Here is an 18,433-nt window from a genome sequence, read left to right as displayed (position 1 = left end):
GCTTTCCGCTGCAGAGGGTGACTCCGGCATGAGAAACGGGATGGATTGGCGTGCATTCCCTCGCGCGGATCCGGTCCCCGCTACTTGAGTTGATTCGAAGGCCATCTGTGACGTGTGGCGCCTCCGACCGGTGCCTGCACACGTCAGCACCGTTTGAGGGGATACATCAGTGCGTCTCGCAAGAGCTTCAGGGGACAGGCGCCGACCGGCGTCACACATTCGCGGCGGTCGTCGAGCACGGGGCCGGGCCAAGGGGGTCGCAGCGGTCTTCGTCTCCATGGCGCTGATTGCGTCCGGCCTTTTCGCCGTTGCCGCGACGAGTGCGCCCACGGCCGCGCAGGCTGCGGCGGGCAATCCAGGAACGCCGGCGGCACCGACCACGGTGTACACGGAGAACTTCCAGAACACCCCGAACAACAATCCCGTCCTTCTCTCGAGCTATACGGGTGCGACCGGCCAGACCTATACCGCAGACGCCGGCTGGCTCGCGAACTGCAACGGCCAGGTCATCAGTTACAGCACAACGGCGCTGGGCAACTGCAGCGCGGCCGACGACCTGTCGCATGTTCGCCAGCTGGTGTGGGCGCTTGGTGCCGCCTCGGGAACACAGACGACCAACAAAGCTGTGACCGCGTACACCGAAAACAATCCCGGTGCGAACGCCGTCGAGTTTCAGACCGCGACGAATATCGCCTTGCCGACATCAACCGGCCGCTACTTGACATTCAGCGTTGATACGGCGGCCCAGAACTGCAGTGTCTCGGCTCCGCAGTACCAATTCGCGTTCCTGGACAGCGCCGGCACCGCAACCAACGTGGGCGGATCATCAACGCCTGCGCGTCCGGCAGCAGCGTGAGTGTCCCCGCGACCGGCAACCTTGCCGCAAGTACTGTCAACGTCGGATCCTTCACAGCCCCGGGTTCGTTCCTCCTCAGCGGGCCTTCAATGGGAATCCAGATGCGCAACGCGAACGGCGTGGGTGCAGGCAATGACGCAGCCTTCGACAACATCCGCGTACTGGACGTGACGCCACAGCTGGATAAGTCGTTCAGCCCCGCGGCCGTGCCCACAGGCGGCATCTCGACGCTCACCTTCACCGTGACCAACACAAGTGAGCTGTCATCGAAGAGCGGATGGGGATTCACCGACAACCTCCCGGCCGGTCTGACGCTTGCGAGCTCGGCCGTCGGCGGCACCTGTGACGCCACGACGGCCGTCACAGCGGGCGCCACGTCGATTGCCGTCACCAACGGCACGCTCGGGCAGGGTGAGGCGTCCTGCACGATTACTGTGCAGGTCACCTCAGCCACGCCGGGCAACTACACCAACGGCCCCGGCAATGTGACCGAGACCGGCCTCAACCCTCCTGGTGACGCGACGGTCAGCTTCTCTGCACCGTCCTACACGGTCGCGAAGACCGCCTCGACCAGCGTTGCGCACCCGGGCGACAAGGTCACCTACACCATCACGGTCCGGAATACCGGCGCCTGGGATTACACAACAGCCAACCCCGCATCGTTCACTGACGACTTGTCCGGTGTGCTCGACGACGCTACGTACAACGGCGACGCGTCCAGCGGCGCGACCGTCACCGGAGACACCCTGTCGTGGACCGGAGCCGTCGCGGCCGGTGCTTCCCAGACGATCACCTATTCGGTCACCGTGAAGAACCCAGACGACGGGGATCAAGCGCTGACCAACGCGGTGGCGCCTGACGGTCCGGGGGGAACGTGCGACCCGGCAGCGAATTGCACGACGTCAACTCCCGTGCAGTCGTTCACCGTCACGAAGACGGCGGACACGAACGAGGTCACGCCGGGCGCGACGGTGCACTACACGGTCACGGTAAAGAACACCGGCGATGTGGCCTACTCGGCTGACAACCCGGCCTCGTTCTCCGACGACCTGTCGGCAGTGACCGACGATGCCGCCTACAACGGGGATGCCAGCAACGGTGCCACGGTGACGGGGAACGTGCTGGCCTGGTCCGGGCCGCTTGCGGTCGGTGCGACGGAGACGATCACGTACTCAGTGACGGTGGACAACCCTGACAACGGGGACAAACACCTGGACAACAGTGTGGTGACTCCGGCGGACTCTGGCGGTAACTGTGCGACCGGATCCGACGACCCGGCGTGTGTGGTGAACATCCCGTCAGGGGAGTACACCGTCTCCAAGTCCGCATCCACCACGACGACGCGCGCGGGCGACACGGTGATCTACCAGATCAAGGTTGCGAACACGGGGGAGCGGGACTACACCGCGAGCAACCCCGCATCCTTCTCCGACGACCTGTCGGGCGTGCTGGACGACGGGAAGATCACGACAGGCCCGGACAATGGGGCGACCGTGACAGGCAGCACGCTGTCGTGGTCGGGTCCTCTCGCGATCGGCGAGACGGTGACGATCTCGTACACGGTGACCGTCGACAACCCGGACAACGGTGACAATCGACTGACGAACACGGTCCGGCCGACCGGTCCCGGTGGCCAGTGCCTGACGGGGGAGTGCACAACGACCACCCCGATCCGGGCGTTCACCGTCACAAAGACGGCGACGCCTGCCGGGGATGTGCACCCGGGTGACACGGTGACGTACAAGGTCACGGTGACGAACACGGGCGCCGCGGACTTCACGAACGCTGTGCCGGCGTCGTTCACGGACGACCTGACGGGCGTGACGGATGACGCGGCGATCACCTCGGGTCCGGACGACGGGGCCGTGATCAACGGGAACACGCTGTCCTGGTCGGGCCCGCTCGCTACGGGATCCACCGTGACCATCACGTACACCGCGACGATCAATGACCCGGATGCCGGGGACGGCGATCTGAAGAACACAGCCGTGGCGGGTGCGGGCGGGTCCTGCGCCGCGGAGGGTGAATGCGCGACGAACGACCCGGTCCAGTCGTTCACGATCGCGAAAGCCTCGAGCGCCTCGGGTCCGGTGCACCCGGGCGACACCGTGACCTACGCCGTGACGGTGACGAACACCGGCGCCGCTGCCTACACCGCGGCTGACCCGGCGTCATTCACCGACGACCTGTCGAAGGTGCTGGACGACGCGATGTACGTGCCCGGCTCGGCAAGCGCGGGTGCAACGGTGACGGGCACGCAGCTGTCCTGGTCGGGCCCGCTGGCGGTGGGCGCGACGCAGACGATCACCTACCAGGTGAAAGTCGCGGCCGCCGGCTCCGGAGACGGGACGCTGACCAACGAGGTCGCCCCCGTGCCAGGCAACGGCGGAGACTGCACCATCGCGGGCGAGTGCACCACGACGAACCCGGTGCAGGCGTTCAACGTGACCAAGACGGCGGATGCCACCGAGGTGACGCCCGGCGAGATCGTGACGTACACGGTCAAGGTGACGAACACGGGCGCTGCTGCCTACACGGCGACTGACCCGGCGTCCTTCACCGACGACCTGTCGAAGGTGACCGACGACGCGACCTACAACGGCGACGCCACAAGCGGCGCCACGGTGACCGGGAACACTCTGTCCTGGTCGGGTCCGCTCGCGGCCGGCGCGACCGTGACGATCACCTACTCGGTGACCGTGAACAACCCCGACACCGGAGATAAGCGCCTCGACAACACCGTGGTGACGCCGGCTGGCTCGGGCGGCGACTGCCCGACCGGTGCCGACAACGCGGAGTGCACCTCGAATGTGCCGTCCGGCTCTTACTCGGTCGACAAGACCGCCTCGACCAGCCACACGGAGCTCGGCGGGAAGGTCACCTACACGGTGACCGTGGTGAACACCGGCAAGGTGGCCTACACGGCCGCGACCCCGGCATCCTTCACGGACGACCTGAGCAACGTGCTGGACGACGCGACATACAACAAGGACGCGACACACGGTGCGACGGTCTCCGGGCACACGCTCACCTGGTCGGGCCCGCTCGCGGTCGGTGAGACGGTGAAGATCACGTACTCGGTGACGGTGGACGACCCGGACAAGGGCAACCACCGCCTCGTGAACACTGTGATCCCGACCGGCAACGGCGGTGGCTGCGACACGGACGGCTCGTGCCTGACGAGCACGGACGTGGCCTCCTACACGGTGGTCAAGACCGTCTCGACCACCGGACAGGTCCAACCGGGGGAGACCGTGCACTACGCGGTAACGGTCACGAACACGGGTCAGAGCGCCTACACGGCCGCCAGCCCCGCATCGTTCAAGGACAACATGTCCGACGTCCTGGACGACGCGACCTATAACAAGGACGCCTCGCACGGGGCGACGCTGAGCGGAACCACCCTGTCCTGGTCCGGCCCGCTGGCGGTGGGGCAGACGATCCGCATCACCTACTCGGTGACCGTGGACAACCCCGACACCGGCAACCACAGGCTGCTGAACACCGTCGATCCGACGGTGGCCGGCGGGGCCTGCCTCGACGCCGGCGACTGCGCCACGACCACCGGTATCACCGGCCCCCCGCCCTCCCCTGTGGTGGCCGTGAACACCGGCGGATACACCATCGCCCACGCGCCGACCTGGACACGGTTCCTATGGTTGGGAGGTGCCGGTGCCGCAGCGCTAGCGCTGAGTGCAGTGATGGTGTTCTGGATGCGCCGTAAGGCGGACGGCCAGGAGTGACCTCCTGGCTGCATAAGCCGCGCATCCTCTGGGTGGCCCTGGCCGGGATCCTCGCGATCACCGTCGGGGCCACCTGGGCCATCACGGCTTCACTCTCCCCGCCTGCCGCGGGCTCCCTGACCGACATGACAGGCAAGCATGTCGCTCTGGACCCAGGAACGCTGCCGCCTGCGAAGGTGCGCAAGCAGATGCACGCCATCGCCGACACCGGTCCCCGCTTCCGCGTCCCGTCCGTCGGGCTGAATGTTCCGCTCGGGGCGATCAGCGTGGCCGGCGGGCAGCTCACCCCGCCTGGATTCACGTCGGTGTATGCAGTCCGCAATCTTGGCACCACCCGGACCGCGCCGGGCAAGGGGACCCTTTATGTGGTCACGCACTCGTTGCGCGGCGGCGGAAAGGCTCCCGGCAACTACCTCACCGACATCAGTCGTCAGCAAGCGGCAGTGAAGCCAGGCGACGTGGTCTTCGTCGGCAGCACCGAATACACGATCGCCACCAGCACGCTCGTGAAGAAGACCGACATTGCCGCGCAGAACACCTTGTGGGCCAACACGCCGAACCGGCTGGCGATCATCACCTGCCTCGAGAAACCCACCGGCGTCCCATCCACCGATAACCTCATCATCTACGCCAAGTTGAAGACGTCTGCAACGCCGTAGTGGGCTCCGAGGGATCGCACGCACATGCCGTCCGCGCCCCAAGCGCGACGCCGCTTTGGGAAATCGAGGGCAGCACCGCGGGTCCGCTCTGCGGCGATGATCTGATCTGGATGCCGTGGTGGGGTGCCTCAGTAAGCCGAGGGCCGAATCCGTTGTTGTGAGTTCCGTTGTGAAGTCAGCTTTGCCGCGGACAAGACAAAACCCCCGAGTCCTTGATGGTCAAGGACATCGGGGGTTTTGTACCAACGCGGTACCGGTGGGATTTGAACCCACGGATGGCGTGAACCATCACATGTTTTCGAGACATGCTCCTTCGGCCGCTCGGACACGGTACCGGGATCGATCTTACGTGAGCGCGAGCGCTGAAGCGAATCGAGCGGCCGACGCGGCGAAGCACGCGTAGGGCGCGGTCACGCTGCAGGCGGCGCCGCATGAATGAGCCGCAGCTGCCCCGCGATCTCGAGCGCGCCAGCGCCATGCGGCACCACGAACGTCTCGCCGCGAGAGATCGCGAGGTCCGCGCCGTCGGCACCGCCGCCGCCAGCACTGCCGCCGCCGCCAGCGCCGCCACCGCCGCCCCAGCGCAACCTCCCCGCCCCCTCGAGCACCACGACGACTCCGAACCCGGCTGGAATCTCCGCAGCACCCTCGACGACGAGGTGCTCCGCCCGGAAGAACCGCTGCGCGGCGGGTGGGAAGAGCGTGCTGCGGCCGGCATCCGCCACCCGCCCGTGCAACTGCGCGGCATTTTCCGGCCCGAGCGGAGCCGTGTCCACCGCCGCGAGCGCCACCTCAGGCGAAAGACCCAGCAGCGCACCAGCGCGGTCGAGCGCCGGGAAGCCCGCGTACTCGAGGATCAGCGACAGGTCCGTCGGCTGCTGCAGCTCGACCAGCGTGATCCCCGGCCCGATGGCGTGCGGGGTGCCGGCCGGCACGTAGACCCAGTCACCGGCGCGCACAGTCAGCTCCGTCATCGCGGCGAGCATGGCGGCGGCATCCTGCCGCTCGAACCAGTCGCGCAGCTGCGCGGCCGCGACCTCGTGCGCGAAACCCAGCCACACGGTCGCGGTCGGCGCTTCGCCCGTGTCGACGATGAACCACGCCTCCGTCTTCCCGCGGGGCGCCCCGAGTCGCGTCTGCGCGAATGCGTCGTCCGGGTGCACGTGATTGAACAGCCGCTGGCCGGTGTGCAGCAGTTTCACGAGCAACCCGGTCTCGGCACCGAAGCGCGAGACGTGCGCGGCACCGAGCCAGCCCTCGGGGTCGGACGCCACCGCCTCGCGCAGCGTGCGCCCGTCGGGCAGCATGCTGAGGCCGACGTGGTCGTCGCCGAAGACCGTCGTGGTGGACGCCACGAAGTCCTCCGGCGAATCCGGCGCCGTCGACCCTTCGCCACGAAAGGCGCGGATTCCGGCGCCGCCGAGGTATGGCCGCGCGGCGGGCTGGTTCGGGCCGAGGCGGATGGGCTGCATGAGGCCATCCTGCCCCGGCGAAGCCCCGATCACCCGCCGGCGCTCGAGAGCGCTTCCCACGCGAGCCGCGCCAGCCGCGCCTGCCCGGCCCGCGAAGGGTGGAAGTGGTCGATCTCCGACAGCTCGGCGGCCGAGAACGACTGCGCATGCACCGCCCCGCCGTCGTAGCTGCACCGCTTTCGCGTCGCGCAGAGCTGCTCGATCGCCGCGTTGTAGTCGTCGACACGGCGCGCCACCGCGTCACGACCGCCCGAGAGGAGCGCGCCGCAGACCCCGAACGCCGACCAGGTGTTCGCGATCGCAGGGGATGCCTGACCGAGTTCCGCCAACCGCCCGAGATCCGGCACCGACAGCGCGAGCACCCGCGCGTTCGGCAGACCGTCGAGCACAGTGTCGAGCAGCCGCCCGTACGCCTGCCGGAACTCGGCCGCGCTCGTCATCGCCGCGACGCTCGGCCGACATGCGTCATTCGCGCCGATCAGGATCGTCACGAGCTGCGGCTTGGCCGCGACGACCGCCGGGGCCGTCTGCAGCAGCGCGGCGATCGTGGCGCCGCTCACCGCGCCGTTCGCGATCGCGGGGCGCCGCCCGGTCGCGTGTGCGATGCGCGTCGCGAGTGAGTCGACGGATGCCTCGCTGCCCATCACCCACGAGGCCGCGGTGCACTCGCCCGGCTGCGCGCAGGCGTTCACGCCGAGGCTGATCGAGTCGCCGAGAACGCCGAGCGTCGTGACGTCCGCGACAGCCGCAGCGCGCGGGGTGACGCTCGGGCCGGCGCTCTCATCGTGCGAGGGCGGCCCACCTGTGCATCCGCTCAGCATGACCGCAACACCGAGCGCGCAGGCGACGCAAGCGCGCACACCCCACTTCGCCCCGGCGACCACATCCCATCCGATACCCGGCACACGGTGCGACCATGAGGCATGCGCATCGTCATCGCGGGGGCGTCCGGGCTGATCGGCACCGAAGTCACCAAACAGCTCAGAGCCCGCGGCGACGAGGTGATCCGCCTCGTGCGGCGGCAGGCGACCGCCCCGGACGAACGCAGCTGGGACCCGGCATCCGGTCACCTCGACCCCTCCGCGCTCGAGAACGCCAGCGCCGTCGTCAACCTGGCCGGCGAGCCGACGGGCAGGCTGCCGTGGACGAGCGCGCGCAAAGCCGCGATCCTGAAGTCGCGCATCGACGCGACGGCGGCCATCGTGCGGGCGGTGCGCGCCGCCGACGTTCCCGTGCTGGTGAACGGGTCGGCCGTCGGAATCTACGGATCGCGGCCGGGCGAGCGGCTGACCGAGGCATCGAATGCGGGCGAGGGATTCCTCGCCGACGTCGTGCGCAGCTGGGAGGCGACCGCGCTCGCCGCGGCGCCGAACGCGCGGGTCGTGCTCGCCCGCACCGGCATGGTCATCGGCGACGGCGGGGCGGCGGCACCGATCGTCCTCCTCGCCAAGCTCGGCGCGGCCGGTCCCCTCGGCGGCGGCCGTCAGCACTGGCCGTGGATCAGCCTGCGCGACGAGGCGAGAGCGATCGCCCACCTGATAGACACCGAGGTCGACGGGCCGGTCAATCTGGCAGGGCCCAAGTCCGCGACGGCATCCGATCTCATCCGCGCCATTGCGCGGCGGGCGCGCCGCCCGTACTGGTTCCCAGTGCCAGCTTCGCTGCTCACGCTCGCCCTCGGCGACGCCGCGCGCGAACTGCTGCTCGCCGATCAGCTCGAGGTGCCGCAGAAGCTGCTCGAGAGCGGCTTCGCGTTCGAAGACCGCACCGTCGCCGATGCGGTGGCCCGGCTTCAGATGTCGTAGTTGAAGCTCGACCAGTCGTTCGGGTCGGCGGGGTCCTCTGCGGCGTCGGGGATGTCGTATTCCTGCACCATGAGCACCGTGTCCGCCGGGATGAGCAGTCGCGTGCGGTTGCCGCCAACGTCGTGGAAGTCGAGCCACTCGCCGCGATCGCGTGCGACGACGGCATCCATCATGACGTTCTCGACCTCGTCGGGCGGCAGGTAGAAGCGCCGCTCGCCGACGGCCAGGTAGGCGCCCTTCACCGCGCTCACGTGCCCGACGCCGCCGTCTCGCGCACGGCAGGGAACGGCTCGATGTCGCCCTCTGGGGTGACCTGCAGCCCGTAGTTGGTGGCGGCAGAGGCAGCCAGCCGGTCGATCCAGTCGCGATTGATCGCCGGGATCTCGGCGGACTCGTACTCGCAGAAGATCGGGATGCCGTTGTCGATCCAGATCACGTAACGCTCGCTGCCGGCATCTGGCCGGTTGACCCAGGCGAGGAAGAAGTTCTCAGACCGGCGCAGTTTCAGCGCTATGACGACCTGCAGGTGCGCCAGCAAGCGGTCGTCCATGACGAAGTCGCGCGTGTTGTAATGCAAAACGCCCATGCGCAGAAAGCTAGGTCGGCGGCATTTCGGCGGCTAGGGGTTGCGAGTTGCGGCGGCCTTTGATCACACGGGTCTGTGTCGGCACACCGTGGCCGGCCTGGCCGCCTGGCACGGCTTCCTCAGTGCGCGTACTCGCGCACGACGCGCACCGTCTCGACCGAGGGGTCGGCCGCGTCGGGGATGACCATGCCGGCGGCCACGCCGCTGCGCAGATAGTCGATGACCTCCGCATTGATGCGCTCACCGGGCAGGATGACGGGGATGCCGGGCGGGTACGGCGTCACCTGCTCCGCAGAGACGCGCCCCACCGCCTCGGCCGCAGGGACCACCTCGACGGGCCCGAAGAACGCGTCGCGCGGCAGCCTCACGGTCTCGAGCTCGAGGGCGTTCGGCGCCGGCAGGTGCACCGGCGGCGGCGTCTCGAAGCCGGGCGCGGCCTCGGCGAGGCGCCGCAGGCTCGCAAGCATCCGCTCGCCCGTCTCATCGTCATCCGCCTGCGAGAGCGTCATCTCGATGCGGCGGTGATCGGAGATTCCGCAGTCGACGAGCGCGCTCTCGCGCAGCCAGTCGGCCGCCTGGTAGCCGCTGATGCCGAGGGCCGAGACGTCGATCAGGATATGCAGCGGATCGAGCTCGTGCGACGCCTCTCGCCCCACGAGCTCTGACTCGAGCACGTGCAACCCGTCGATGGCGTCGACCTCGTCGCGCAGCCGACGCGCGAGCCCGAGCGCCGCGGTCAGCAACTCGGCGCCCTGCTCTGCCATCTGCCGCCGCCACCCGTCGATCGCCGCGTAGAGCAGCACGTTCGAGCTCGTCGTCGCCAGCACATCGGCGCACTGCTTGAGGCGCGTCGGATCGACGAGCCCGCCCTGCAGGTGGTACACAGACCCCTGCTCGAAGCCCATGCCCATCTTGTGCACGCTGACGACGCAGATGTCGGCGCCGGCGTTCATCGCCCAGGTCGGCAGCTCGTCGTGGAATGGCAGGTGGGCGCCCCATGCCTCGTCGACGATCACCGGCTTGCCATGCGCGTGGCAGATCTCGACGATGCGCGCGAGGTCGGCACAGGTGCCGTACGGCGTCGGGCTCACGACGAGCACCGCCGCGACGTCGGGGTACCGCTTCAACCCCTGCTCGATCGCCTCGGGCGACGGCGGGTGCGCGAGGTGCAGCTTGGCGTCCCACGTGGGCGAGACCCAGCGCGGCTGCAGGCCGGACAGGACAAGACCGGATGTCACGGACTTATGCGCATCGCGGCCGATCAGGATCTCGCCCTGACCGCGCGTGACCGCGAGAATCGCGGCCTTCACCGACAGCGAGCTGCCGCAGGTCGAGAAGAACGCCTGATCGGCGCCGACCGCGGCGGCCATGAGCTCCTGCGCGGTCTTGAGGATGCCGCCGCGAGACGCACGGTCGTCGAGCCCCGCCGTCGCGAGCAGATCGTCGCGGAACGGGTCGACGCCGAGAACGTCGACGACCCGAGGATCGACGCCGCGCCCCTGCCGGTGCCCGGGCGGAGTGAAGCCGTAGCGGCCCTTCGCGTGGTGCTCGGCGATCGCTTCGAGAACGGGGGCGCGGTGCTGGTCCATGAGGTGTCGTTACCCGTCGGGCGGCGGCTGAACGCACTCTGTGACGCATCTTGGACAAGAGCCCGAAGATGGAGTCATGACCACGACGGGCTCGACGAGCACGACCGCAGCGGCGCCAGCGCCCTCGCTGCGCGAGCGGGTGCTCGACCTCGTCTTCCTCGTCGGCGTCGTGGTCAAGGGCGTCGACGGTCTGGTCGAGTTCTTGGGCGGAGCGATCCTGCTGTTCGTGACGCCTGGCCAGATCCTCGGCGTCACGCAGTCGGTGTTCGCCCACGAACTCGCCGAGGACCCCGACGACCCGATCGCCAATGCGGTGCTGCACGGGGTCGCGCACCTCGACTCAGGGGCGACCGCCTTCCTGGCCGCCTATCTGCTCGTGCACGGGGTGGTGAAGCTCGCGGTGGTCATCGCGCTCCTGCTCGGCTCGCGCCGCATCTACCCCTGGGCGATCGTGGTGCTGGTCCTGTTCCTGATCTACCAGCTCTATGAGCTGATCACGGCGCCGGGCGTCGGCGTCATCATCCTCACGGCGCTCGATGCGGTCATCATCTGGCTCACCTGGCGCGAGTGGCGCCACGGGCGCACGCTGCACGAGACCGCGCGCGGAACGTTCGACTGGCTGCTGCGTCGTGAGCGTGCCGAGAGCACGCATGTTCGCCAGACGGCTCATAACGTCAGAATCGCCGCGCATTCCGACGATTCGGGTCGTCCGGCGCGCAACTCGTCTTCGCGCGACGACCGCTGATGCGGGAATGATCGCGGATTCCGGCATCGCGGGTCGTCGTGCGCAGCGGGCGAACGGATGCCCCGCCGCGACGAGCTTGCCCAGCACAGCTGCTTCGAGGCGTGCGTTCTTCACGGTTCAGAGGCGACGCCGAACTCGGCCGTCGCGAAATCGGCCACACTCGCCGGCATGCGCACCCCGACTCCTCTGCCCCCAGCCCTCGCCAAGGCACCTTTCTCGGTTCAGAAGTCCGATGCGTTCGGCATCGCGCGGGGCAGACTCAGGGCTCGCGACCTGACGGCGACGTTCCACGGCGTTCGAGTTCCGGTGGCACTGCTCGAGGCGGCGACGACCGAGCGGAAGTTCGCGATCCTGTGCGATGCGTATCGGGCGAAGCTGCCAAAGGGCTGGTTCTTCAGCAGTGTGACGGCAGCCCGTATCCTCGGCATCCCGGTCCCGCTTCGCCACGAGCGCCTCGAGGTGCATGTGAGCGCACCGGTGCCCAAGCTGCGCCCCCGCGGCAAGTTCGTTCACGGCCATTCGGCCCCGGGTGCTTCGACCCGCAACTTCAATGGCCACGAGGTGCGGGAGCCGGCCGAGCTGTGGTGCGAACTGGCCACGGTGCTCACTGTGGATGAGTTGATCCAGGCCGGAGACAGAATCATCTGCGACAAACCCGTGCTGCTCGCGGCGCGCGCACGTCTCGAGGCCGCGGTGCGGGCCCACGGAAGCCGTCCAGGCGCGCGTTCCCTCCGAGAGGCGTTGCCTCAGCTGCGCGAGAACGTCTGGTCGCCGAAAGAGACCTGGGTGCGGCTCGTGCTGCTGCGCGCGGGACTTCCGGAGCCGGCCCGAAACCAGAACATCCTCGACCGGCAGGGGCGACTCGTGGCGATCGGCGACCTCGTCTATGAGCGGTATCGGACGCTGGTCGAATACGAGGGCGAACGCTGGCACGCCGACGATCGCTCGATCATCGACATCGATCGCTACAACACGCTCTCCGCGCTCGGGTGGACGATCGTCCGTGTGCGCAAGCACCACACAGCGCAGGATGTCGAGCGCATGGTGCGCACCGCGCTCGCCGCCAACGGATGGCGCGGCTGAGAGCGGATTCCTGCGTTATCGGTCGTCTGGCGGAGCCGGCTGCCCGCGCGACGACTCAGAGTGCAGGAATCCGCTCGCATTCCCGCTTTTCGAGTCGTCGCAGCAAAGTTCGCGGCTCACAGCGACGCGCCGCTGACCGCGCCGCACGCGCCCGGTTAACCGACTGGTGCGGCGCCGCCCCTCAGAGGGCGACGCCGCAGCAGCGGTCAATCGATCAGTTCAGCAGCACGTCAGCCGCGCGCGCGGCCACCGCCGAAGTGGGGCCAGCCCCACTTGCTGTGCGGCGGCAGCGAGCCCTTGCCGTGCTTCTTTCCGGGCGGTGTCGGCTTGTGCGAGCCGCTGGTCAGACTCACGACCTCCGCGCGCTTGCCGGGGGCGCCGTGCAGGTGCAGCACGAGCGCCTTGGTGGCGGCCGTCGCGTCGGCGCCGAGCTGGAACGGGATCGTCGTTCCGGCCTGGTCCAGGTACAGCGGCGCCGCGACCGAGATCGCCGGGTCGACGACGTCGTAGGTGACGGGCGTCGAGTCGTCGATGTCGGTGCTCGTGTAGCTGCCGACCACGCCGACCCGGTAGGTGATCGGGAACGACTTCACGTCGTCCGTCACACCGATCGCCGCCGGCCACACCGGAATCAGCGTGGTGTCGGTGTCGAACTCGTTCGTGTCGACGTCGCCCCAGTTCACGTTGATCGGCTCGACGTCGAGCAGCTTGCCCGTCGCGTAGTCGAACAGCTCTGAGACCGGAACATCGGTCGAGTCGTAGTACAGGGCGGCCACCTCGTAGTCGGGCACGCCATCGCCGGTCGTGTCGATGTCGACGTAGGGGATGACGGTGTGGCCGATGGTCGCACCCTGCCCCCACGTGTTGACGCCGAAGTACAGCCAGCCGTTGGCGTACGAGCCCGACTTGTCAGGCGTCGACCCCGCGCCGACGTAGCGCAGGTCACCCGCGCCGTCCGACGGCACGCCGAGGCATCCGCCCGTCTGCGTGTCCGTGCACGCCGACTCTCGTGGGCTGGTCGCGCCCAGGGTGAGAACGGATGCCAGCGAGCGGAACTCCGCGGCGCCCGTGCCCTGGTCGAAGCCGTGGCCCGAGATCGCGAACGACGACGTCGCCGCCGTGCCGCGACCCGTGGTCACCACCTTGGTCGACGTCGCCGACGTGGGCTTGGCGGCGGCGTACACGGGAACTCGCAGCGCGGTCTTCCCCGCCTCGGCGACGAGCACACGGCCCGACGCGTCGGAGATGAAGGAGCGCGGCACGCCGATCCCCGCCTCGGGGTTCTCGGTCGGGTCGATCGTCTTCTTCAGCGCGCTCGGCGTGACGGTCACCGTGACGGTCGCGGTCGCCGAGCGGCCCGCTCCGACGGTGAGACGCGAGGGCGAGACGGTGTAGTGCACACCGGGCTCCGCCGTGATCGCCTGGTACGAGAGCGAGACCGTCTTGGCAGACCGGCCCGTGTTCTGCACCGTGAGCGTGCGCTTCTGAGTGACCGATTTGCTCGTGATCGGCGCCGCGATGACGCCGAACGAGGCCGACACGGCACCGGCGGTGTCCTTGTCGTAGACGAGCAGGTCGTTGTCGACCGCGGCCTTCGCGTCGACGCGGCCCGCGCCCACGCGGTTGGGGCCGTAGATCGGGCCGCTCTGGCTGTCGCCCGAGTACACGTCGTGACCGGCCGTGTTCATCAGGTCGGCCTTGAGCTGCTCGGTCGTCCACGTCGGGTGCGCGACCTTGACGAGCGCCGCGATGCCCGCGACGTTCGGCGTCGCCATCGAGGTGCCCGAGTCGACGAGAACGCCGCTGCCGGAGCCCATGCCTGCGGAGGCGATCGTGTCGCCGGGGGCTGCGAGGTCGGGCTTCACGACGCCGACGGAACCGTGGGTGCCGCGCGACGTGAAGGAGCTGGCGGTGTCCGTGATGGTCGGGTCGATCGACTTGACGGATGCCTGCAGCGACGGGTCGAACGTCACGTTCAGCGTCCCGGCATCCACCGCCGGCTGCAGCCGGTCGGTCTGCTTCTTCGGAAGCTGGATGATCGGAATCGTCGAGTCACCCGTGATGCCCGCTGCGAAGACGTCGAGGCCCGAGGTGAAGATCGCCCCGATCGCTCCCGCCTTGGCCGCGTTCCCGCCGCGAGCGGCGGAGCCGCAGGCACGGGTGGAGTCGTTGTCGTCCCAGTACTGCCAGACGATCTTGCCCGCGATGGCGGCGGCGTCAGCCGCGCTGTAGGCCGCACAGCCGTCGGCGTTGTCCGCCGGGCTTGCGACGACCTGGCCGGTCACCGGGCTCGACCCGATCCACGGGTACGCCTGCGAGAACTGCCCGTCGGCGATGCCGGCGAGGTCGGACGGCGCGTTCACCCTCAGTCCATCGCGCAGCTGATACGCGTCGACTGTCGAGGCGACGGCCACCGAGCGCACCGCGTTCCCCGGCGAGCCGCCGGCGTCGGTGATGTCACCGGCGTTGCCCATCGCGATGACGGGGAGCACGCCGTGCTGGGCGAGCTGGTCGACGACCGCGTTCTCGGGGTCGTCGGCGGGGGCGTAGTCCGAGCCGAGCGACATGTTGACGATGTCGAGGTGGTCGGAGAAGTTGCCGTCGCCGTTCGGGTCGAGCGCCCAGTCGAGCGCGGGAATGACCTCGTTGGTCGAGCCGACGCAGCCGAACACCTTGAGCGCGTACAGCTCGGCAAGCGGAGCCATGCCGGGGCCGACCTTCATGTTGTACAGGTCGTCGCTGGTCAGCGAGCCGTAGTCGCCGCGGAAGGTCGTGCCGTCCGCGTTGACGCCGTAGCCGCCGATGATGCCGGCGACGTGGGTGCCGTGGCTGTTGCAGTCGAGCGGGTTGGTGTCGGGGTGCGGAACCGGCTGATAGGTCGGGTCGTCCGTCTTCGCGTCGTAGTCGTCGCCGACGAAGTCGTAGCCGCCGACGACCTTGGCCGTCGGGGTGAACGCCCCCGCAGAGGCCGCGTGCGCGGCATCCCAGGCTGCAACGGTCCCTGCTCCGCCGAAGTCGGCGTGGGTGTAGTCGACACCGGTGTCGATGATGCCCACCTTGACGTTCTTGCCGAGGTTGCCCGCCTGCCACTCGTTGACGGCCTTGGTCAGCTGAGCGGTGCTGGCGTTCTCGAGGGTCTTCGGCGTGAGAGGAGTGATCTTGACGACGTCGCTGCGGGCGGCGATCGCGTCGATCGCGCCCTGATCCGCCGTCACCGCGAAGCCGGGCACCGCGTTGCTGACGGTGAACAGCTGTGTGGCCTTCGCGTCCTTCGCCTTCGCCACGGCGAACGCGGCAGAGGCGGACTTGCTGACGTCGCTGCGGCGCGTCTTCGCCGCCGCAGCGCTGCCGGAGTCGACGGCACCGGAGCCAGACAGCTGCACGAACACCGTGCTGCGCGACGTTCCGGGGGCGGCCTGCAGCTCAGGTGCGAGCTTCAGCTTCGCGGCATCCGTGTGGGGTGCGACGTAGGGCGCCGTCGGCGCACTCGTCGCTGCCAGGCCGGGGGCGGACATGCCGACGGAGACCAGGACGGCCGTGGAAGCCACGCCCGTCACCACCGCTCTCCAACGGCGTGCGGACCGTTGATTCATTCACTTCTCCTCTGTCTCGGATTCGAGAACCGTTGAGCCGCGTGTAGCCCCTGTGGGGCACGCAGATGAAGTGACGCTATTCGATCCTCAGTCGCTGGTGTGTAACGGCTGTGTGTCGGATTAAGTGCGTGTGTCGCCGCGGCGCGTCTCGCGCGCTGCGCGCCGCGCGTCAGTGCTGGTGCGCGCCCTCGGTGAGCTTGAAGGCGAGGCGGCCATGCGCATACGAGGCCCCCGCGCGCAATGCCGCGGCGACCCAGGCAGCCTCGGCCAGCTCGGCCTGGGTGGCACCGGCCTTGACCGCGTTGTTCGAGTGCCCGTCGATGCAGTAGGTGCACTGGGTGGTCAGCGCGACGCCGAGCGCGATGAGCTCGCGGTACTTGAGCGGGATCTCGCGCCCTTCGGCCGCGAACACGGCGTTGTCGAAGTCGGCGAACGCCTTGAGGATGTCGGGCGTCTGCTCCTTGTACACGCGGGTGTACTTGCGGTCGTCGCTGTCGAGGTAGCCGGTCACGTGGGTCTCCTGCGTCGGTGAGGTGGTGAATTTCTGGCATGACGGATGCCTGAACCGATCATCGCCCACGAAACGCGCTCGTCACGTCGGAAGTCGTAACCTTCGTGTCATGACCAATGCAGAGCCGCAGGTGGTGCCCCACTGGATCGACGGCCGTGAGCAGGAATCGACGAGCGGCCGGACGGCTCCGGTGTACGACCCCGCGCTGGGTGTCGAGACGAAGCGGGTCGCGCTCGCGAACCGCGCCGAGGTCGACGCCGCCGTGGCGAGCGCCAGGGCGGCGTTCCCGGCGTGGGCCGAGACCTCGCTCGCACGGCGGCAGGCGGTCGTGTTCAGGTTCCGCGAGCTGCTGGAGGCGCGCAAGAGCGAGCTGGCCGAGATCATCACGAGCGAGCACGGGAAGGTCCTCTCCGACGCGCTCGGCGAGATCTCGCGCGGGCAGGAGGTCGTCGAGTTCGCCTGTGGGCTGGCCCATCACCTCAAGGGCGAGTTCAGCGAGCAGGCATCCTCGGGGATCGACGTGTACTCGATCCGCCAGCCGCTCGGCGTCGTCGGGATCATCTCGCCGTTCAACTTCCCGGCGATGGTGCCGGCCTGGTTCTTCCCGATCGCGATCGCGGCGGGTAACACGGTGGTGCTGAAGCCGAGCGAGAAGGATCCGAGTGCGGCGCTGTGGCTGGCGCGCCTGTGGAAGGAGGCGGGGCTGCCCGACGGCGTCTTCACCGTGGTCAACGGTGACAAGGAGGCGGTCGACGGGCTGCTCGAGCACCCGGAGGTGCGGTCGATCTCGTTCGTCGGCTCGACGCCGATCGCGCGCTACGTCTACGAGAACGGCACAAGGAACGGCAAGCGGGTGCAGGCGCTCGGCGGGGCGAAGAACCACATGCTGGTGCTGCCGGACGCCGACCTCGACCTCACGGCCGACAGCGCCGTGAACGCCGGGTTCGGGTCGGCGGGGGAGCGGTGCATGGCGATCTCGGTGGTCGTCGCGGTCGAGCCGGTCGCCGACGAGCTGGTCGCGAAGATCAAGGACCGCATCGGAGGCCTCAAGATCGGCGACGGGCGCCGCGGCTGCGACATGGGCCCGCTGGTGACCCGCGAGCACCGCGACAAGGTCGCCTCCTATATCGACGTGGCTGCGGCGGACGGGGCGAGCGTCGTCGTGGACGGGCGCGAGGTCGAGGTGGACGGTGAGGAAGACGGATTCTGGCTCGGCCCGACCCTCATCGACAAGGTTCCGACGACCAGCCGCGTGTACACCGAGGAGATCTTCGGGCCGGTGCTGTCGGTGGTGCGGGTGCCGTCGTTCGAGGCGGGCATCGAGCTGATCAACCGGGGCGCGTTCGGCAACGGCACCGCGATCTTCACCAACGACGGTGGTGCTGCGCGCCGCTTCCAGCGTGAGGTGCAGGTCGGCATGATCGGCATCAACGTGCCGATTCCGGTGCCGGTGGCGACGTTCTCGTTCGGCGGCTGGCGCGATTCGCTGTTCGGCGACACGAAGGCCCACGGCGCAGAGGGCGTGCGATTCTTCACCCAGCTCAAGGCGGTCACGAGCCGCTGGCTCGACCCGAGCCACGGCGGCATCAACCTCGGCTTCCCCCAGAACTGACAGAAGAAGGGCCTGGGGGAAGGTGACCCGAACACCTTCCACCAGACCCTTGCACGCCTGCGTCGGGAACGCGTCGCCGCTTGCCTCCCCACATGGAGTCGGCGAGCCATCCGACGCGGCACCTTCAGAGTAGGGCACGAACTGCCCCCAGAAAAGGGGGTATTGCGACGAATGTCGCA

General features: G+C 68.7%; 14 protein-coding genes and 1 tRNA gene. 7 read left to right on the top strand and 8 right to left on the bottom strand.

What is annotated here, in order from left to right; genetic code table 11:
- Positions 1-277: 277 nt before the first annotated feature.
- The 3 genes from ABD736_RS08580 (at position 278) to ABD736_RS08570 (ending at position 5,258) form a co-directional block, all read left to right on the top strand.
- Entirely contained in the window at positions 278-856 is a 579-nt protein-coding gene (locus ABD736_RS08580) for a hypothetical protein (RefSeq protein WP_344791329.1), read from the top strand.
- Between the two features lie 89 nt (positions 857-945).
- The gene (locus ABD736_RS08575) at positions 946-4,599 is read left to right on the top strand and encodes a beta strand repeat-containing protein (RefSeq protein WP_344791328.1); all 3,654 of its coding nucleotides are present in this window, start codon (positions 946-948) and stop codon (positions 4,597-4,599) included.
- Positions 4,596-5,258 (top strand): class F sortase, encoded by a 663-nt coding sequence (locus tag ABD736_RS08570; RefSeq protein WP_344791327.1) that lies wholly within the window; start codon positions 4,596-4,598, stop codon positions 5,256-5,258. Before ABD736_RS08575 ends, ABD736_RS08570 begins: the two co-directional genes overlap by 4 nt.
- Positions 5,259-5,506: 248 nt before the next feature.
- On the opposite strand, the gene ABD736_RS08565 is transcribed toward ABD736_RS08570, so the two are convergent.
- The 3 genes from ABD736_RS08565 to ABD736_RS08555 all read right to left on the bottom strand — a co-directional run bounded on the left by ABD736_RS08565 (position 5,507) and on the right by ABD736_RS08555 (position 7,635).
- Positions 5,507-5,593 (bottom strand) — tRNA-Ser (locus ABD736_RS08565).
- Between the two features lie 75 nt (positions 5,594-5,668).
- Positions 5,669-6,730, bottom strand: coding sequence for a class I mannose-6-phosphate isomerase (locus tag ABD736_RS08560; protein ID WP_344791326.1), 1,062 nt, complete (start codon positions 6,728-6,730; stop codon positions 5,669-5,671).
- A gap of 29 nt (positions 6,731-6,759) precedes the next feature.
- On the bottom strand, positions 6,760-7,635 hold the full coding sequence (locus ABD736_RS08555) for an SGNH/GDSL hydrolase family protein (RefSeq protein WP_344791325.1): 876 nt from the start codon (positions 7,633-7,635) through the stop codon (positions 6,760-6,762).
- An 18-nt stretch (positions 7,636-7,653) separates the two neighbouring features.
- Here ABD736_RS08555 and ABD736_RS08550 point away from each other — a divergent pair, with 18 nt between their 5' ends.
- Positions 7,654-8,535: a TIGR01777 family oxidoreductase gene (locus ABD736_RS08550; RefSeq protein ID WP_344791324.1), complete on the top strand. Its 882-nt coding sequence runs from the start codon at positions 7,654-7,656 to the stop codon at positions 8,533-8,535.
- Here ABD736_RS08550 and ABD736_RS08545 read toward each other — a convergent pair.
- From ABD736_RS08545 to ABD736_RS08535, 3 genes are all read right to left on the bottom strand, one after another.
- Positions 8,523-8,786 carry a hypothetical protein gene (locus ABD736_RS08545; RefSeq protein ID WP_344791323.1) on the bottom strand — a complete coding sequence of 88 codons (264 nt, stop codon included), beginning with the start codon at positions 8,784-8,786 and terminating at the stop codon, positions 8,523-8,525. The two genes, ABD736_RS08550 and ABD736_RS08545, sit on opposite strands and share 13 nt — an antisense overlap.
- On the bottom strand, positions 8,783-9,121 hold the full coding sequence (locus ABD736_RS08540; RefSeq protein WP_344791322.1) for a DUF7882 family protein: 339 nt from the start codon (positions 9,119-9,121) through the stop codon (positions 8,783-8,785). Before ABD736_RS08540 ends, ABD736_RS08545 begins: the two co-directional genes overlap by 4 nt.
- Before the next feature lie 119 nt (positions 9,122-9,240).
- Entirely contained in the window at positions 9,241-10,710 is a 1,470-nt protein-coding gene (locus tag ABD736_RS08535; protein WP_344791321.1) for an aminotransferase class I/II-fold pyridoxal phosphate-dependent enzyme, read from the bottom strand.
- Positions 10,711-10,786: 76 nt separating this feature from the next.
- Here ABD736_RS08535 and ABD736_RS08530 point away from each other — a divergent pair, with 76 nt between their 5' ends.
- A complete protein-coding gene (locus tag ABD736_RS08530) occupies positions 10,787-11,455 on the top strand; it encodes a DUF2127 domain-containing protein (RefSeq protein ID WP_344791320.1) in 669 nt (222 codons plus the stop codon).
- Positions 11,456-11,512: 57 nt separating this feature from the next.
- The gene (locus ABD736_RS08525; RefSeq protein WP_344791319.1) at positions 11,513-12,538 is read left to right on the top strand and encodes a hypothetical protein; all 1,026 of its coding nucleotides are present in this window, start codon (positions 11,513-11,515) and stop codon (positions 12,536-12,538) included.
- 230 nt (positions 12,539-12,768) lie between these two features.
- Here the strand turns inward: ABD736_RS08525 and ABD736_RS08520 are convergent, their stop codons facing one another.
- Both ABD736_RS08520 and ABD736_RS08515 read right to left on the bottom strand, forming a co-directional pair.
- A complete protein-coding gene (locus ABD736_RS08520; protein WP_344791318.1) occupies positions 12,769-16,086 on the bottom strand; it encodes a S8 family peptidase in 3,318 nt (1,105 codons plus the stop codon).
- 214 nt (positions 16,087-16,300) lie between these two features.
- Positions 16,301-16,642: a carboxymuconolactone decarboxylase family protein gene (locus ABD736_RS08515; protein ID WP_344791317.1), complete on the bottom strand. Its 342-nt coding sequence runs from the start codon at positions 16,640-16,642 to the stop codon at positions 16,301-16,303.
- Between the two features lie 109 nt (positions 16,643-16,751).
- Here ABD736_RS08515 and ABD736_RS08510 point away from each other — a divergent pair, with 109 nt between their 5' ends.
- Positions 16,752-18,254, top strand: a complete 1,503-nt coding sequence (locus ABD736_RS08510) for a CoA-acylating methylmalonate-semialdehyde dehydrogenase (protein ID WP_344791316.1) — start codon at positions 16,752-16,754, stop codon at positions 18,252-18,254.
- The last annotated feature ends 179 nt before the right edge of the window (positions 18,255-18,433 follow it).

Origin of the sequence: Gryllotalpicola daejeonensis (genome assembly GCF_039538145.1) — a bacterium.
In the GTDB taxonomy this organism is placed as follows: Bacteria; Actinomycetota; Actinomycetes; order Actinomycetales; family Microbacteriaceae; genus Gryllotalpicola; species Gryllotalpicola daejeonensis.
This window is presented reverse-complemented; position numbering and strand designations above follow the sequence as displayed.

Coding starts and splice junctions, on each gene's coding strand:
- ABD736_RS08580 (WP_344791329.1), top strand. CDS start 278: ATGGCGCTGATTGCGTCCGGCCTTTTCGCCGTTGCCGCGACGAGTGCG.
- ABD736_RS08575 (WP_344791328.1), top strand. CDS start 946: ATGGGAATCCAGATGCGCAACGCGAACGGCGTGGGTGCAGGCAATGAC.
- ABD736_RS08560 (WP_344791326.1), bottom strand. CDS start 6,730: ATGCAGCCCATCCGCCTCGGCCCGAACCAGCCCGCCGCGCGGCCATAC.
- ABD736_RS08550 (WP_344791324.1), top strand. CDS start 7,654: ATGCGCATCGTCATCGCGGGGGCGTCCGGGCTGATCGGCACCGAAGTC.
- ABD736_RS08540 (WP_344791322.1), bottom strand. CDS start 9,121: ATGGGCGTTTTGCATTACAACACGCGCGACTTCGTCATGGACGACCGC.
- ABD736_RS08535 (WP_344791321.1), bottom strand. CDS start 10,710: ATGGACCAGCACCGCGCCCCCGTTCTCGAAGCGATCGCCGAGCACCAC.
- ABD736_RS08530 (WP_344791320.1), top strand. CDS start 10,787: ATGACCACGACGGGCTCGACGAGCACGACCGCAGCGGCGCCAGCGCCC.
- ABD736_RS08525 (WP_344791319.1), top strand. CDS start 11,513: ATGCCCCGCCGCGACGAGCTTGCCCAGCACAGCTGCTTCGAGGCGTGC.
- ABD736_RS08510 (WP_344791316.1), top strand. CDS start 16,752: ATGACCAATGCAGAGCCGCAGGTGGTGCCCCACTGGATCGACGGCCGT.